Raw genomic sequence first — 15,412 nt, 5'->3', positions numbered from 1 at the left:
CGTGCCTATGGATCGCCGATTTCTGTAGGAGCGCGCTTGCCCGCGAAAAGATTGACTCGGTACACCCGACAATCCTCATCGTCAGCCTCGCGAACGAGTTCGCTCCTACAGGCCCGATGTCGTGCCTATGGATCGCCGATTTCTGTAGGAGCGCGCTTGCCCGCGAAAAGATTGACTCGGTACACCCGACAATCCTCATCGTCAGCCTCGCGAACGAGTTCGCTCCTACAGGCCTGGCTGATCCGCATGTCACGCAACCATCACCAAAGCGTAATGGTGATGACATCGCCCCTAAATAGCCTGCATCTGTGAAGCAATGGTTCAAACCATATAGTCGACCAGCCTTAACTCCCCCGGCTGGCCACGGAGACGACGCATGACTCAGATCGCCAGCATTCGAGACACCCGCGCAGACCGACGACTTCAGGCCGAACGCCTGATTGGCAGCAAAGCCCTGCAGGAGGCCCAGGCTTTACGTTTCAGCGTGTTCAGTGGCGAGTTCAACGCCAAGCTCAAGGGTGCCGAACTGGGTCTTGATATCGACGATTACGACATTCACTGCGCCCACATCGGCGTACGCGATCTGGCAACAGGTCAACTGGTTGCAACCACCCGCCTGCTGGACCACAAGGCCGCCAGCACGCTGGGCAAGTTCTACAGCGAAGAAGAATTCAGCTTGCACGGCCTCAGTCATCTGAAGGGCCCGATCCTCGAACTGGGCCGCACCTGTGTCGACCCGGCCTACCGCAACGGCGGCACTATCGCGGTGTTGTGGAGCGAGCTGGCCGAGATCCTGAACGAAGGTGGCTACAGCTACTTGATGGGCTGCGCCAGCATCCCGATGCAGGACGGCGGGGTCCAGGCCCACGCGATCATGCAACGTCTGCGCGAACGTTATCTGTGTACCGAAAACCTGCGGGCCGAACCGAAAAATCCACTACCCAATCTTGATCTGCCCAACAACGTGATCTGCGAAATGCCGCCGCTGCTCAAGGCCTACATGCGCTTGGGCGCGAAGATCTGCGGCGAGCCGTGCTGGGACGAAGATTTCCAGGTGGCCGACGTGTTCATTTTGCTCAAGCGCGACGAGCTATGCCCGCGCTACGCCCGTCACTTCAAGGCTGCGGTGTGATGAGCCGGTTGCGCAGCTATGCGCGCGTCGCACGGGTGCTGTGGGTTATCGCGCTAGGGCTGACCATCGCTGGCGCTTTCACCCTGATGGAGCGCCTGCGAATCGGTCATTCGATGGCCCGTCGGCAACGCTGGAGCAGCTGGTTCATGGCGCATCTGACCGGGGCGTTGCCGTTTCGGGTTACGGTCAGCGGGCAACTGCCGACGCGCCCGATGCTGTGGGTCAGCAATCATGTGTCGTGGACCGATATTCCGCTGCTGGGCATGCTAGCGCCGTTGTCGTTTCTGTCCAAAGCCGAAGTGCGGACCTGGCCGGTTGCAGGCTGGCTGGCACTAAAGGCGGGCACGCTTTTCATTCGTCGTGGTTCGGGCGACAGCAAGCTGATTCAGAAGCAGATCGGGCAACACTTGCTGGGCAATCATCCGCTGATGATCTTCCCCGAAGGCACCACCACCGATGGCCGTAGTCTGCGCACTTTCCACGGGCGCCTGTTGTCCAGCGCAGTGGAAACCGGCGTGGCGCTGCAACCGGTGGCGATTCAGTATTTGCGCAACGGCAAACCTGACCCGATTGCCCCTTTCATTGGTGATGACGATCTGCTGTCCCACCTGCGCCGGTTGTTCGCCAACGAACAAGGCGATGTGCATATTCAGTTGCTGACCCCTATCGAAACGCTGGGCAAGGAGCGCGCGGCGTTGGCTTTCGAAGCTCAGCAAGCGGTGCAAGTGGCTTTGTTCGGCGAGATTCCTCAGGTTGTGGTGTCGCGTCCGGAATCCAAAGCGGCTTGAGCGAACGCTTGGACCTGTGGATAAAACTCGTTGAAATCCTCGCTCAAAGGCTGGTAGAGCCCGCGCAGTTCCTGCATCGCGCCTGCCAGCCCCTCGGGACGTGACAAGCGTCGGGCAATCCCGGCGAGGGCCTCGCCCACCACCTCAAAATCCTGATACGAGCCCAACCAGTCCTGCGCGGCCATGCGCGGCGCGATGAACGCCAGGCGCTCGGGCAATTGCGGCTCGCCCGCCAGCACCTGGTAGACGTTGTCGGTGAACGCACCCAACGGCACGTCAGCGTAGCGCTGCCAATCCCGCGCAAGGCAGTGATCGAAAAATACGTCCAGCACGATTCCCGCGTAACGCCGACGCTCTGCTGGAAAGCGCCCCATCGCCTGCCTGATTATCGGGTGAGCATCGGTGAAAGCGTCGATGCGCCGGTGCAGGCGGATGGCTTCCTCAATTTCAGTGGGGAACCGGCCTGGCAGCAGGCCCTTGACGAAGTCGCCGTACAGGCTGCCCAGCAGTTGCGCCGGCCGTTGACCGCCGAGGTGGAGGTGGGCGAGGTAGTTCATGGATTACCTGTTGGAAATTGCAGCATTTTTTTGAAAATACCCGATCCCGTGGGAGCGGACCTGTCCGCGAATACAAAAGGTTCGAGCGATAAGAAGTGGCGACTGTACTCACGTCTTCGCGGACAGGTCCGCTCCCACAGGATCATCGACGTGCCAATCCACTGCGCTTCGAGCCTACGCCGATTTCCCGAACGAGCCTATATCGATATAACCCGATATACCGTTTCATGCTGTGCTTAGCACTCCTTCATATTTGTATATCGCGAAATACCAATATAAAGTTCGCCCCATCGCGATATACCGCTAAACCTAATATTGAGAACGACATGCCTATCGACCTCGACGAAATAATAAAAGCCCTGGCTCATCCGGTTCGCCGTCAGATTCTTGAATGGCTCAAAGACCCAAAAGCGTGCTTCCCCGATCAGGAGCACTCGCTGGAAAACGGTGTCTGCGCAGGTCAAATCGACCAGCGCGCCGGTCTGTCCCAGTCGACGATTTCCGCTCACCTGGCGACCTTGCAACGCGCCGGTCTGATCAGCAGCAAAAAATACGGCCAATGGCATTTCTTCAGACGTAACGACGACGCCATTCAGGCGTTTCTAAAAGAGCTGACCGACCAGCTCTAACCCCCACATTTTCAGGAGACGGCACGTGCCTCTTTCGCTACTTATTCTGGCCCTGAGCGCCTTCGCTATCGGGACGACCGAGTTCGTCATCATGGGCTTGCTGCCCGAGGTGGCCTCGGACCTGGGCGTGTCGATTCCAGGTGCTGGCTGGCTGGTAACCGGTTATGCCCTAGGCGTCGCCATTGGTGCGCCGTTCATGGCGATGGCTACCGCAAAGCTGCCGCGCAAGGCCGCACTGGTCACGCTGATGGGCATTTTCATCATCGGCAATCTGCTATGTGCGGTGGCCGCTGATTACAACATTCTGATGTTCGCCCGGATCGTTACAGCCCTCTGCCATGGTGCTTTCTTCGGCATCGGTTCGGTGGTGGCGGCAGGTCTGGTTCCGGCCAACCGTCGCGCCTCGGCCGTAGCGCTGATGTTCACCGGCCTGACGCTGGCCAACGTGCTGGGTGTTCCGCTGGGCACGGCACTGGGCCAATACGCCGGATGGCGCTCGACGTTTTTCGCCGTCACGGTGATAGGCGTTATCGCCCTGATCGGTCTGATCCGTTTCCTGCCGACCAAGCGCGACGAAGAAAAACTCGACATGCGCGCTGAGTTGGGCGCGTTGAAAGGCGCCGGTATCTGGCTGTCGCTGAGCATGACCGCGCTGTTTTCGGCCTCGATGTTTGCGCTGTTTACCTATGTTGCGCCGCTGCTGGGTGAAGTCACCGGCGTCTCGCCAAAGGGCATCACCTGGACGCTGCTGCTGATCGGCCTGGGCCTGACGCTGGGCAACATTATCGGCGGCAAGCTCGCTGACAGACGTCTCGCCGCAACGCTGATCGGCGTGTTCATCGCCATGGCCGTGATCTCCACCGCGTTGACCTGGACCAGCGTGGCGCTGATCCCGACCGAAATCACCCTGTTCTTGTGGGCCACCGCTGCCTTCGCTGCCGTGCCAGCGCTGCAAATCAACGTCGTGACCTTCGGCAAAGACGCGCCAAACCTGGTGTCGACCCTGAACATCGGCGCCTTCAACGTCGGTAACGCCCTGGGCGCCTGGATTGGCGGCACAGTCATCGAACAAGGGTTCGGCCTGACCCGCGTGCCTCTGGCCGCCGCTGCCCTGGCTGTTGTGGCGCTGCTTGTGACACTGATCAACTTCCGTCAGCGCGGCAATGCCGAACTGGCCGCTGCAACACACTGATTGTTGACCTGACTTTTCTTGAACTGACTGTAAGAGGGCTTTTCTGAATGACCACTATTTTTGATCCGATCAAGCTGGGCGACCTGGAACTGGCCAACCGCATCATCATGGCCCCGTTGACTCGCTGCCGCGCCGACGAAGGCCGGGTACCGAATGCGATGATGGCCGAGTACTACGTTCAGCGCGCATCGGCGGGCCTGATCATCACCGAAGCTACATCCGTCACTGAAATGGGCGTCGGCTATCCGGACACCCCTGGCATCTGGTCCAACGATCAGGTGCGTGGCTGGAGCAATATCACCAAGGCCGTTCACGGCGCAGGCGGCAAGATCGTGCTGCAATTGTGGCACGTGGGCCGTATTTCCCACCCGATGTACCTGAATGGCGAAGCACCGGTCGCCCCGAGCGCCATCGCGGCCAAAGGTCACGTCAGCCTGGTACGTCCTGAAGCCAACTACCCGACACCCCGTGCGCTGGAACTGGCCGAGATCGCCGACATCGTCGACGCCTACCGCACCGGCGCCGAAAACGCCAAAGCGGCCGGTTTTGACGGCGTGGAGATTCACGGAGCAAACGGCTACCTGCTCGACCAGTTCCTGCAAAGCAGCACCAACTCGCGCACCGACCAATATGGCGGCTCCGTTGAAAACCGTGCGCGTCTGATGCTTGAAGTGACCGACGCTGTGCTGGAAGTCTGGGACGCAGGCAGGGTTGGCATGCACCTGGCACCACGCGCCGACGCTCACGACATGGGCGACGACAATCTGGCCGAAACCTTCACCTACGTCGCCACCGAGCTGGGCAAGCGCAAGATCGCCTTCCTGTGCTCTCGCGAACGTGAACTGGACGACAGCCTGGGCCCACGCCTGAAGCAAGCGTTCGGCGGCGCGTACATCGCCAACGAGAAGTTCACCAAGGACAGCGCCAATGCCTGGCTCGCCGCCGGTAAAGCCGATGCCGTGGCCTGGGGCGTTCCATTCATCGCCAACCCGGACCTGCCTGCACGTCTGGCCAAGGGCGCTGCGCTGAACGAGCCGCACCCGGAAACCTTCTACGCCAAAGGCCCTGTCGGCTACATCGACTACCCCGCGCTGTAATCGGTCTGCCTGAAACGCAAAAGCCCCGGCTCAGTGATGAGTCGGGGCTTTTTGTTAGTAGGCAGGAGGCGTTTCTTTGTAGGAGCGCGCTTGCCCGCGATAACGGTTTATCAGCAATGAATTCGCCCCTGATGAACCGCAATCGCGGGCAAGCGCGCTCCTACAACTACCAAACCGTCAAGGTCTGGCGTTAATTTTCTGCGACAACGTCTGAATCTGGCTTTGCAGCGTATTGATGTTGCGCGTCACCTGACCGCGGAATGCGTCGAACTCTGCGGTCGCTGTACCAGCCGAAGCCGCCGGGCGATTCTCTTGCTCGCTTTTGAGCACGATCATGTCCTGCTCAAGCCGATCGAACGCGGCACCTGGGTTGCTCTTCTTCAGGTTCGCCACATCGGCCGCAACGCTTTTGATTTCCGCGTCCAGCTTGTCTTGACCGGACTGCGCTGACTTCATGTCCGGCAGCGATGCTTTCAATGCTGCAAGCTCGGTCGACACGGCTTTGAGCTGATCCTGCAACTGCGTGTTGGTCGCCTGCTGCTGTGTGGTTTGCGCGGCGATCTGCTCCAGTCGCTTGTCCAACCCGCCTTGCGCACCTGCCACGCCTTGCTGCTGCTGGTTTTGCTCGTCCAGCTTGTCTTGCAGCTGTTTGATCTGCGCCTTCAGCGCCTCCCCGCCACTGTTGGCGAAAGACTCGGTAGCGACGACCTTGCCGGAAATGTCTTGCAGCCGCCCTGCCGCTTCTTCACTGATGCGAGCGAAGCTTTCCTGGGTCGCGACCAGTTGCTGCTCCATCAGCGAAACCTGCTGATAACTCCACCAGCCCAATCCGCAAAACGCGATGAACAGGATGACGATCAATGTCCATAACGCGCCAGTACCCGGTGCCTTGACCTTGACCACAGGCGTGGTCCGCGAGTAAACCGTGGTGCGGTCACGAGCGCCGGGGGTGTGCAGGAAATCATCGTCATCGTCTTTGGCGCTGAGGTGGGGAATGTCATCAACGTCGTCGTATGGATCTTTGCGCATGAATGTCCCTTGCAAGCCGTTAAATCTGAATGGGGGGCAGTATAACCACGGTTGTCGCAACGGCTGAATCGCCAGCCGTCACTGCTGGGCTTTCCACCATCCGCAGAACTCATCCAGCGCCGTCCACACACTGACCTGCGGCTGGTAGTCCAGATAGTACTGAGCACGGCTGATGTCCAGGGTGAAATTCTTGTTCATGACCTGCATGCCCAGCCTCGACAGCGTGGGCTCCGGTCGGCCCGGCCACAACATGCACGCAGCTTCATTCACAGCCGCAGCGGTATACGCCAGGCCATATGAGCGATAGCGCGTGACTTGCGGCAGCTGCATCTGGCGCATCACATAATTGACCACGTCCCAGATCGGGATCGGTGCGCCGTTGCTGATGTTGTAGGCCTTGCCCAATGCGGAGCCCGCCGCCAGCAGGCTGCTGAGAATCGCTTCATTGAGATTTTGAATGCTGGTGAAGTCGACTTTGTTCAGGCCGTTGCCGATGATCGACAGGCGGTTTTTGCGCTGCATGTTCAGCAAGCGCGGGAAGATGCTGGTATCCCCCGCTCCCGTGACCATTCGCGGGCGCAGTGCGATGACTTCCAGGCCGAACTCTTCAGCGCCAAAGACTTTATGTTCGGCCAGGTACTTGGTGGCGGCGTAATGATTGTTGAAGCGCTTGGGGACCTGCTCTTCCTTGATGCCGACATGGTCGTTGCCATCGAAATAGATCGACGGCGAGGACAGATGGACCAGTCGACGCACGCGCTGCTTCAGGCAAGCTTCAACGACGTTTTCCGTGACTTCAACGTTGCCCTGATGAAAATCCTGACGCCGTCCCCAGGCGCCGACAGCACCCGCGCAATGCACCACTGATTCAACGTCGTGGCACAAACGCAGGACCAGTTCAGGGTCAGTCAGATCGCCCTGGATGAATTCGGCGCCGCGCCGCACCAAATGCTCGACGCCCTCGGCGCGACGGCCGTTGACCCGCACGCTCAGGCCCTGCTCCAGAGCGAAACGCGCAAAGCGCCCGCCAATAAAGCCGCTCGCGCCGGTGACCAGAATCTTCATTTACCGCTCCGTTTGATTTGCTTTATTACAGGGTGCAGGAGATGACCTGTAGGAGCGCGCTTGCCCGCGATAGCGTTGTATCAGCAATGTATGTGTCGCCTGATACACAGCAATCGCGGGCAAGCGCGCTCCTACAATCGAGATACTGACGCCTGATCCGTCGCCAGCGGCACCAACCATTGCCCGGCATTTTTCGCCAGATGCTCGGTCAACTGCGTCAGCAATCGCCCCCCGTTGCGCCAATGATGCCAGTACAAAGGCACATCGATGGGACGATCGGGCAATAGCTCCAGCAAAGCGCCACGTTGAATTTGTTCGCGAACCTGCAACTCAGGCACCAATCCCCAGCCCATCCCCGCTTCGATCATGCGAATAAACCCTTCGGACGATGGGCACAGATGGTGCTGGAAACCGTCCTCCACGCCCAGTGACGCCAGATAACGATGTTGCAGGAAATCATCCGGCCCAAACACCAGCGCCGGGGTTTTAGCCACGGCCACCGGGTCCACGCCCGAGGGAAAGTAACGCGCGATAAATGCCGGGCTCGCCAGCGCACGGTAGCGCATGGCCCCCAGCAATAAACTTCGGGCCCCAGCCACCGGCCGCTCGCTGCCACACAAACAGGCGGCTACTTCCCCCGCACGCATGCGCTTGAGGCCGACGTCCTGATCTTCGACCACCAGGTCAGTTAGCAGGCCCTGCTGCACGCAAAAATCTCCGACCGCCGGGGCCCACCAGGTCGCGAGACTGTCGGCATTGAGCGCGATACGCAAGCGCTCGGGCATTGCCCCTTCGTCCAGCGCTGGCACCATGCTTTGCAAGTCGCGCTCAAGCAAACGCACCTGCTGCACATGATTGAGCAGGCGCCGACCGATGTCGGTGGGCGTCGGTGGAGTCGCCCGCACCAGCACTGGCTGACCAATGCGCGCTTCGAGCAATTTGATGCGCTGGGACACCGCCGATTGCGATAAACCCAGCACTTGAGCGGCGCGCTCGAATCCGGCCTGCTCGATGACTGCCGCCAATGCTGCCAGTAACTTGTAGTCGAACATCAGTTTCCCTAATGAGCGATGAGCATTATTGGTTTTTCTTATACAGCGTTGAGCGGGAAAATCGCCACATCCTTCTACCAACGAGACGATCTCATGTCCGGCGAAACCTCCCTCAACGTCCTGCTGCAAAGCATGAGCCCTGCCCTAAACCCGGGTGATTACGTGTTCTGCTGCATCGCGGATCTCAGTGAAATAAAAGACAAGGATGCGATCGGCAGCTTCCGGGAGCGTGAAGGGTTGACCGTGATTCTCGAACGCGGCGACGCGCAATCGTTGGGGCTGGACTGCGGCTATGTAATGGCCTGGATCACCCTGACGGTGCATTCGTCACTCCAGGCCGTTGGCCTGACTGCAGCTTTCGCTGGCGCACTGGGCCAGGCAGGCATCAGTTGCAACGTGATTGCCGGGTTTTATCACGATCATTTGTTCGTCGGGAAAGCAGACGCACTCAAGGCCCTTGATGTGCTGAGCAATCTCGCTCGCGACGCCCACTGATTCAGACCCGGAGCACTCTCTATGTGGCAAAGCTATCTCAACGGTTTACTGGTAGCGGCCGGACTGATTATGGCAATCGGCACGCAAAACGCGTTCGTACTGGCGCAAAGTCTGCGGCGTGAACACCACCTGCCGGTCGCGCTGCTGTGCATTGTGTGTGACGCGCTGTTGGTGACAGCCGGGGTGTTCGGCCTGGCCAACGTACTGGCGCAGAACCCGACCTTATTGGCGGTGGCGCGCTGGGGCGGAGTGGTGTTCTTGCTGTGGTACGGCGTGCAGGCATTGCGGCGAGCGTGTTCGCCAAAGAGCCTGCAGCAGGGCGATGCCGCAGGACTGCGTTCGCGTCGAGCGGTGCTGCTCAGTGCATTGGCGGTCACGCTGCTCAATCCGCACGTTTATCTGGACACCGTGCTGCTGATCGGTTCTCTCGGCGCGCAACAAAGCGTGCCCGGCGCCTATGTGGTCGGGGCGGCGAGTGCTTCGTTGTTATGGTTTTCGACTCTGGCGATTGGCGCTGCGTGGCTCGCCCCTTGGCTGGCACGCCCGGGAACCTGGCGTCTGCTGGACCTGATGGTGGCGGTGATGATGTTCGGCGTGGCGGCGCAGTTGATTCGTAGTGCATAACCGTTGTTGTAGGGGCGCGCTTGCCCGCGAAGACTTTTTGAAGCCAATACATCTCCAGCGGCAGAACAACAGCATCGCGGGCAAGCGCGCTCCTACACGACGCGCGGATATCGATCACCCTCTCCACGCCAATCAAAAATCTTCATGATCTTGACGCCGATGCTCTGGAACCTCTATCCCACACAGTTGTTGCGTGGTTAAGGGCCGGGGCCGGTGCTATGATCCGGACCCTGCGCCGCAAAGAGTACAAACTCGACGGCGTGTTATCTGGCCGCCCGTGAACGGCCTTGCGCTCACCGCAACCTGACCTGATTAGGAGAATTACCATGGCTTTTGAATTGCCGCCGCTGCCGTACGCACATGATGCATTGGCACCGCACATTTCCAAGGAAACCCTGGAATACCACCACGACAAGCACCACAACACCTACGTCGTGAACCTGAACAACCTGGTCCCAGGTACAGAATTCGAAGGCAAGACCCTGGAAGAGATCGTCAAATCTTCTTCGGGCGGTATCTTCAACAACGCAGCCCAGGTCTGGAACCACACGTTCTACTGGAACTGCCTGGCGCCAAACGCTGGCGGCGAACCTACCGGCGCTCTGGCTGATGCAATCACCGCAGCTTTCGGCTCGTTCGACAAATTCAAAGAAGAATTCAGCAAAACGTCCATCGGCACCTTCGGTTCCGGCTGGGGCTGGCTGGTGAAAAAGGCTGACGGTTCCCTGGCTCTGGCCAGCACCATCGGCGCCGGCAACCCGATCACCAGCGGCGACACTCCGCTGCTGACCTGCGACGTCTGGGAGCACGCTTACTACATCGACTACCGTAACCTGCGTCCAAAATACGTTGAAGCATTCTGGAACCTGGTTAACTGGTCGTTCGTTGCCGAGCAGTTCGAAGGCAAAAGCTTCACCGCTTGATCTAAGCGCGTGACCGCTCGATGTTAAAAAAACCCGGCATGTCCGGGTTTTTTTTCGCCTTCCGTTCGTGGTTTATGTATTGTCGGAAAACGATAGCCGACTAATATCAGTTTCTGCTCCAAAGGATGGAAAGCGCCTCAAGTAAAGCCACTTGCTGACCGACACAGTAATGATCGCCGGACTGCGAGCGCAGTGCGGCATCCGACGAACAATGGTGAGATCAGGCGTTCCCAATGGCGCTGGGTTCCCGGGTTTGCTTTGTGCAAAGCGCGCACCCCATCACCCGCTCTCAGCATGGATGAAGGAATGCTCATTTGAAGCTGGAACTCAAGAACAGCTTGTCGGTGAAGCTGCTGCGCGTGGTACTGCTTTCGGCATTGATCGTAGGCGTAGTGCTCAGTTGCGCCCAGATCGTGTACGACGCCTATAAAACTCGTCAGGCCGTCGCCAGCGATGCAGCGCGGATTCTCGACATGTTTCGCGACCCCTCGACCCAGGCGGTTTACAGCCTGGACCGGGAGATGGGCATGCAGGTCATCGAAGGGCTGTTCCAGGACAAAGCCGTACGCATGGCATCCATCGGCCACCCGAATGAGACCCTGCTCGCCGAAAGATCCCGTGATCTCAGTACCTCCCCCACCCGCTGGCTGACCGACTTGATTCTCGGCCAGGAGCGCAGCTTCACCACCCAACTGGTCGGACGCAGCCCCTACAGCGAGTATTACGGCGACTTGCGCATCACCCTCGACACCGCGACCTACGGCGAAGGCTTCATCACCAATTCGTTCATCATCTTTATTTCCGGCGTGCTGCGAGCCCTCGCCATGGGCTTGGTGCTGTATCTGGTTTATCACTGGTTGCTGACCAAACCGCTGTCGAAGATCATCGAGCACCTGACAAACATCAACCCCGACCGCCCCAGCGAGCACCAGATCCCGCTGCTCAAAGGCCACGAAAAAAACGAGCTGGGCATCTGGGTCAATACCGCCAACCAATTGCTGGCCTCCATCGAGCGCAACACTCACCTGCGTCATGAGGCTGAAACCAGCCTCCTGCGCATGGCCGAATACGACTTCCTCACCGGCCTGCCCAACCGTCAGCAGTTGCAACAGCAACTGGACAAAATCCTGGTGGACGCCGGCAAGGTTCAGCACCGGGTGGCCGTATTGTGCGTCGGGCTGGATGACTTCAAGGGCATTAACGAGCAATTCAGCTATCAGACCGGCGATCAGCTGCTGCTGGCGCTATCTGATCGGCTGCGTGGACACAGTGGGCGCCTCGGCTCACTGGCACGCCTGGGCGGCGACCAGTTTGCGCTGGTCCAGGCCGATATCGAACAACCCTACGAAGCCGCCGAATTGGCGCAAAACATTCTCGATGACCTGGAAGCGCCGTTCGCAATTGATCAGCAGGAGATCAGGCTGCGCGCCACGATCGGCATCACGCTGTTCCCGGAAGACGGCGACAGCACCGAAAAGCTGCTGCAAAAAGCCGAACAGACCATGACGCTGGCCAAGACCCGGTCGCGCAATCGCTATCAGTTCTACATTGCCAGCGTCGACAGCGAGATGCGTCGCCGTCGCGAACTGGAAAAGGACCTGCGCGAAGCGTTGGTGCGTAATCAGTTTCACTTGGTGTACCAGCCGCAGATCAGTTATCGCAACCAGCGCGTGGTCGGCGTCGAAGCGTTGATTCGCTGGACGCATCCGGAACATGGGCTGGTGCCGCCGGATCAGTTCATTCCGCTGGCCGAACAGAACGGCACGATTATCCCGATTGGCGAATGGGTACTGGATCAGGCCTGCAGGCAGCTACGCGAATGGCATGATCAGGGCTTCATGGATTTGCGCATGGCGGTCAACCTGTCCACCGTTCAGTTGCACCACGCCGAACTGCCGCGCGTGGTCAACAATCTGCTGCAGATCTACCGTCTGCCGCCGCGCAGTCTGGAACTGGAGGTGACAGAAACCGGTTTGATGGAAGACATCAGCACCGCTGCCCAGCATTTGCTCAGCCTGCGACGCTCCGGCGCGCTGATCGCCATCGACGACTTCGGCACCGGGTATTCGTCACTGAGCTATCTGAAAAGCCTGCCGCTGGACAAAATCAAGATCGACAAGAGCTTCGTGCAGGACCTGATCGATGATGACGACGACGCCACCATCGTGCGCGCGATCATCCAGCTGGGTAAAAGTCTGGGCATGCAGGTGATTGCCGAAGGCGTGGAAACTGCCGAGCAGGAGGCGTACATCATTTCCGAAGGCTGCCACGAAGGTCAGGGCTATTTCTACAGCAAACCCCTGCCCGCTCGAGAGTTGTTGGCGTATCTGAAACAGGCCGAGCGCACGCATATGGGCGTGTTGTAAAACGGCCTAGCCGAACCCTGTAGGAGCCAACTTGTTGGCGAGGCGGTCTTGCGATTGAACCCGTCCCGTCGGCTCGCGAACAAGTTCGCTCCTACAGAGATCCCTCCGTAATCCTGATGAAAACCTTTGTTACACCTTGAAATACCTCCCCGCCTGCCTCCGGGCAAATCGCCTTTACACAGAATGCAAATCTTTCGCATTATGTCGCAGCTTTTCTGGCGCATGCCGCCGTTCTTACTCTCTCGACGCAGGATTCCGTCATGATTCGTATGCCCCTGGCAACCGCTAGTCTGTTGGCCATTGCTATCTCGCTCGCCGGTTGTGGCGAGGGCAAAGACAAGCCCGCCGCTGCAGCGCCAACCCCGGCCCCTGCCGCCGCGACTACAGCGCCAGCCGCAGCAGCACCAGCACAGACCAACGATGCCGCCACCAAGGCCGTGGTCGCGAATTACGCCAACATGGTCTTTGCCGTGTTCAGCGACGCCGAATCAACTGCCAAAACCCTGCGCACCACCATCGATACCTTCCTCGCCAACCCGAATGACCAAACGCTAAAAGCTGCGCGTGATGCCTGGGTCGCGGCCCGCGTGCCGTACATGCAGAGCGAAGTCTTCCGCTTCGGCAACACCATCATCGACGACTGGGAAGGACAGGTTAACGCCTGGCCCCTGGACGAAGGCCTGATCGACTACGTCGCCAAGGATTACCAACACGCACTGGGCAATCCGGGCGCCACGGCCAACATCATCGCCAACAAGTCGGTGCAGGTTGGCGAAGACAAAGTCGACGTCACGGAAATCACCCCCGAAAAGCTCGCCAGCCTAAATGAGCTGGGCGGCTCCGAGGCTAACGTCGCCACGGGCTACCACGCCATTGAGTTCCTGCTCTGGGGCCAGGATCTGCACGGCAACGAGGCTGGCGCAGGCGAGCGCCCGGCCAGCGATTACGTCGAAGGCGCAGGCGGCACCGGCGGCCACAATGATCGTCGCCGCGCTTACCTGAAATCTGTCACCGACCTGTTGGTGAGCGACCTGGAAGAAATGGTCAACAACTGGAAGCCGGGCGTCGCCGACAATTATCGCGCTTCGCTGGAAGCCGAATCAGGTGAAAGCGGCCTGCGCAAAATGCTTTTCGGCATGGGCAGCCTGTCACTGGGCGAACTGGCGGGCGAGCGCATGAAGGTCGCACTGGAAGCCAACTCCAGCGAAGACGAGCACGACTGCTTCAGCGACAACACCCACAACTCGCATTTCTACAATGGTCTTGGCATCCGCAACGTTTACCTGGGCGAGTACACCCGGGTCGATGGCACCAAAATGACCGGTCCAAGCCTTTCTTCGCTGGTCGCCAAAGCCGACGCAGCCACCGACACCGCCGTGCGCGCAGATCTGGACGCCACTCAGGCCAAACTGCAAGCCATTGTCGATCACGCCAACAAGGGCGAGCACTTCGATCAACTGATCGCTGCGGGCAACACTGCAGGCAATCAGGTGGTGCGCGACGCCATCGGTGCATTGGTCAAGCAGACCGGCGCGATTGAGCAGGCTGCTGGCAAACTGGGCATTACTGATCTGAACCCTGATAACGCCGATCACGAGTTCTGATCCCGGCGTTCGCACTGGCAATACTCCACGCTTGAAACCAAAGCCGGCCCTCATCAGGGCCGGCTTTTTTGTGCCTGAAAGGTGGCTTGCACACCCTCTCCCAATCGGGAATTACCGGAGACGTCTCTAACTTGTGTAGGGCATTTCCCAATCATCCGATGTCGGATTGAACGCTGAAATTACCCCGTCGATGATTTGCACTTTCTTGATCCACCCCATCAGAAGGGAGACAGCCAGTGCCAAAAAAAAGCAGAAAAAGGCGCATCGTCAAAGACGTTAATCACAACGACTACGGCATTCACTTATTGAAAGGAGCAAGCGGGCCGCGGGCATGGAAGGTCACCATTTACCGCGACGGAAAGGTCTTCAATCGGCTGTTTTCTTTCTCACGTTACGGCGGAGAGGTGCCTGCTCGCGAAGCCGCCGATGCCTGTCGCGATAAATTGATGCTGGCTAACCTGCCCAAGCTCAGCCGCGACATTCGTCAGCGCATCATCAGCACCAACACCAGCGGCTTTCCGGGCGTGCATTACCGCTGTTACACCGGCGTCGCCTATTGGGTGGCACGCACGACCTTGCGTAACGGCAGCAGCGTGACCAAATCGTTTCGGGTCGAACTCTATGGCGACGCACGAGCCAAGGAGCTGGCTGTACGCGAGCGCGAGCGTCAGCTCGATAAGGTGGGCGATTACCGTTCATACAAGGTCCCGCAGGGGGAACAGCACCTGATACAGCTGATCATCGAAGACCCGACCCTACAGATCGTGGGCGTTTGAAAGCGTAGCGCGGACTCGAAATGGGTAATTGGTAACAACACATTGCCAGAGAGGTGCTAAACGCAAATCCCTCTTATTCATGA

The 15,412-nt window shown here is 59.1% G+C and carries 16 protein-coding genes; 12 read left to right on the top strand and 4 right to left on the bottom strand.

Translation table 11 applies throughout. The features are described from left to right. From ACWKV9_RS00960 to ACWKV9_RS00950, 3 genes are all read left to right on the top strand, one after another. On the top strand, positions 1-299 hold a 299-nt coding region (locus ACWKV9_RS00960), incomplete at its 5' end, for a hypothetical protein (RefSeq protein ID WP_483834220.1). A gap of 77 nt (positions 300-376) precedes the next feature. Continuing rightward, a complete protein-coding gene (gene olsB, locus ACWKV9_RS00955) occupies positions 377-1,132 on the top strand; it encodes an L-ornithine N(alpha)-acyltransferase (RefSeq protein ID WP_483834219.1) in 756 nt (251 codons plus the stop codon). Further along, the gene (locus ACWKV9_RS00950; RefSeq protein WP_483834218.1) at positions 1,132-1,920 is read left to right on the top strand and encodes a lysophospholipid acyltransferase family protein; all 789 of its coding nucleotides are present in this window, start codon (positions 1,132-1,134) and stop codon (positions 1,918-1,920) included. The genes olsB and ACWKV9_RS00950 overlap by 1 nt, the downstream gene beginning before the upstream one ends. Here the strand turns inward: ACWKV9_RS00950 and ACWKV9_RS00945 are convergent. Beyond that, positions 1,881-2,477 carry an acyl carrier protein phosphodiesterase gene (locus tag ACWKV9_RS00945; protein WP_483834217.1) on the bottom strand — a complete coding sequence of 199 codons (597 nt, stop codon included), beginning with the start codon at positions 2,475-2,477 and terminating at the stop codon, positions 1,881-1,883. The genes ACWKV9_RS00950 and ACWKV9_RS00945 overlap by 40 nt on opposite strands. Before the next feature lie 326 nt (positions 2,478-2,803). Between ACWKV9_RS00945 and ACWKV9_RS00940 the strand changes: the two genes are divergently transcribed. The 3 genes from ACWKV9_RS00940 to ACWKV9_RS00930 are packed head-to-tail and all read left to right on the top strand — an operon-like array spanning position 2,804 to position 5,395. Beyond that, positions 2,804-3,106, top strand: a complete 303-nt coding sequence (locus tag ACWKV9_RS00940; protein WP_483834216.1) for an ArsR/SmtB family transcription factor — start codon at positions 2,804-2,806, stop codon at positions 3,104-3,106. Positions 3,107-3,131: 25 nt separating this feature from the next. Continuing rightward, on the top strand, positions 3,132-4,298 hold the full coding sequence (locus tag ACWKV9_RS00935; protein WP_483834215.1) for an MFS transporter: 1,167 nt from the start codon (positions 3,132-3,134) through the stop codon (positions 4,296-4,298). Positions 4,299-4,345: 47 nt separating this feature from the next. Next, complete coding sequence (locus tag ACWKV9_RS00930; RefSeq protein WP_483834214.1) at positions 4,346-5,395, top strand: alkene reductase; 1,050 nt, start codon at positions 4,346-4,348, stop codon at positions 5,393-5,395. Positions 5,396-5,572: 177 nt separating this feature from the next. Here the strand turns inward: ACWKV9_RS00930 and ACWKV9_RS00925 are convergent, their stop codons facing one another. From ACWKV9_RS00925 to ACWKV9_RS00915, 3 genes are all read right to left on the bottom strand, one after another. Continuing rightward, positions 5,573-6,424: an ATPase gene (locus ACWKV9_RS00925; protein WP_483834213.1), complete on the bottom strand. Its 852-nt coding sequence runs from the start codon at positions 6,422-6,424 to the stop codon at positions 5,573-5,575. A gap of 78 nt (positions 6,425-6,502) precedes the next feature. Continuing rightward, entirely contained in the window at positions 6,503-7,489 is a 987-nt protein-coding gene (locus ACWKV9_RS00920) for an NAD-dependent epimerase/dehydratase family protein (RefSeq protein WP_483834212.1), read from the bottom strand. A gap of 131 nt (positions 7,490-7,620) precedes the next feature. Then, positions 7,621-8,541 carry a LysR family transcriptional regulator ArgP gene (locus ACWKV9_RS00915; RefSeq protein ID WP_483834211.1) on the bottom strand — a complete coding sequence of 307 codons (921 nt, stop codon included), beginning with the start codon at positions 8,539-8,541 and terminating at the stop codon, positions 7,621-7,623. 93 nt (positions 8,542-8,634) lie between these two features. Between ACWKV9_RS00915 and ACWKV9_RS00910 the strand changes: the two genes are divergently transcribed. From ACWKV9_RS00910 to ACWKV9_RS00885, 6 genes are all read left to right on the top strand, one after another. Beyond that, positions 8,635-9,036, top strand: a complete 402-nt coding sequence (locus tag ACWKV9_RS00910; RefSeq protein WP_483834210.1) for an ACT domain-containing protein — start codon at positions 8,635-8,637, stop codon at positions 9,034-9,036. 21 nt (positions 9,037-9,057) lie between these two features. Beyond that, the gene (locus tag ACWKV9_RS00905; protein WP_483834209.1) at positions 9,058-9,660 is read left to right on the top strand and encodes a LysE/ArgO family amino acid transporter; all 603 of its coding nucleotides are present in this window, start codon (positions 9,058-9,060) and stop codon (positions 9,658-9,660) included. 326 nt (positions 9,661-9,986) lie between these two features. Then, complete coding sequence (locus tag ACWKV9_RS00900; RefSeq protein ID WP_483834208.1) at positions 9,987-10,583, top strand: superoxide dismutase; 597 nt, start codon at positions 9,987-9,989, stop codon at positions 10,581-10,583. A gap of 314 nt (positions 10,584-10,897) precedes the next feature. Next, the gene (locus tag ACWKV9_RS00895) at positions 10,898-12,949 is read left to right on the top strand and encodes a putative bifunctional diguanylate cyclase/phosphodiesterase (RefSeq protein WP_483834207.1); all 2,052 of its coding nucleotides are present in this window, start codon (positions 10,898-10,900) and stop codon (positions 12,947-12,949) included. A 260-nt stretch (positions 12,950-13,209) separates the two neighbouring features. Beyond that, a complete protein-coding gene (locus ACWKV9_RS00890; protein WP_483834206.1) occupies positions 13,210-14,553 on the top strand; it encodes an imelysin family protein in 1,344 nt (447 codons plus the stop codon). Between the two features lie 236 nt (positions 14,554-14,789). After that, entirely contained in the window at positions 14,790-15,329 is a 540-nt protein-coding gene (locus ACWKV9_RS00885) for a hypothetical protein (protein ID WP_483834205.1), read from the top strand. Positions 15,330-15,412: the final 83 nt, after the last annotated feature.

The organism is Pseudomonas corni (genome assembly GCF_057128765.1).
Note: the sequence above shows the minus strand (reverse complement) of the source record. Positions and strands in the feature narration are given on the sequence as shown.

What these genes read in the sequence shown, in the direction of transcription:
- olsB (WP_483834219.1), top strand. Translation starts at nt 377, where the DNA reads ATGACTCAGATCGCCAGCATTCGAGACACCCGCGCAGACCGACGACTT.
- ACWKV9_RS00950 (WP_483834218.1), top strand. Translation starts at nt 1,132, where the DNA reads ATGAGCCGGTTGCGCAGCTATGCGCGCGTCGCACGGGTGCTGTGGGTT.
- ACWKV9_RS00945 (WP_483834217.1), bottom strand. Translation starts at nt 2,477, where the DNA reads ATGAACTACCTCGCCCACCTCCACCTCGGCGGTCAACGGCCGGCGCAA.
- ACWKV9_RS00940 (WP_483834216.1), top strand. Translation starts at nt 2,804, where the DNA reads ATGCCTATCGACCTCGACGAAATAATAAAAGCCCTGGCTCATCCGGTT.
- ACWKV9_RS00930 (WP_483834214.1), top strand. Translation starts at nt 4,346, where the DNA reads ATGACCACTATTTTTGATCCGATCAAGCTGGGCGACCTGGAACTGGCC.
- ACWKV9_RS00925 (WP_483834213.1), bottom strand. Translation starts at nt 6,424, where the DNA reads ATGCGCAAAGATCCATACGACGACGTTGATGACATTCCCCACCTCAGC.
- ACWKV9_RS00920 (WP_483834212.1), bottom strand. Translation starts at nt 7,489, where the DNA reads ATGAAGATTCTGGTCACCGGCGCGAGCGGCTTTATTGGCGGGCGCTTT.
- ACWKV9_RS00915 (WP_483834211.1), bottom strand. Translation starts at nt 8,541, where the DNA reads ATGTTCGACTACAAGTTACTGGCAGCATTGGCGGCAGTCATCGAGCAG.
- ACWKV9_RS00910 (WP_483834210.1), top strand. Translation starts at nt 8,635, where the DNA reads ATGTCCGGCGAAACCTCCCTCAACGTCCTGCTGCAAAGCATGAGCCCT.
- ACWKV9_RS00905 (WP_483834209.1), top strand. Translation starts at nt 9,058, where the DNA reads ATGTGGCAAAGCTATCTCAACGGTTTACTGGTAGCGGCCGGACTGATT.
- ACWKV9_RS00900 (WP_483834208.1), top strand. Translation starts at nt 9,987, where the DNA reads ATGGCTTTTGAATTGCCGCCGCTGCCGTACGCACATGATGCATTGGCA.
- ACWKV9_RS00890 (WP_483834206.1), top strand. Translation starts at nt 13,210, where the DNA reads ATGATTCGTATGCCCCTGGCAACCGCTAGTCTGTTGGCCATTGCTATC.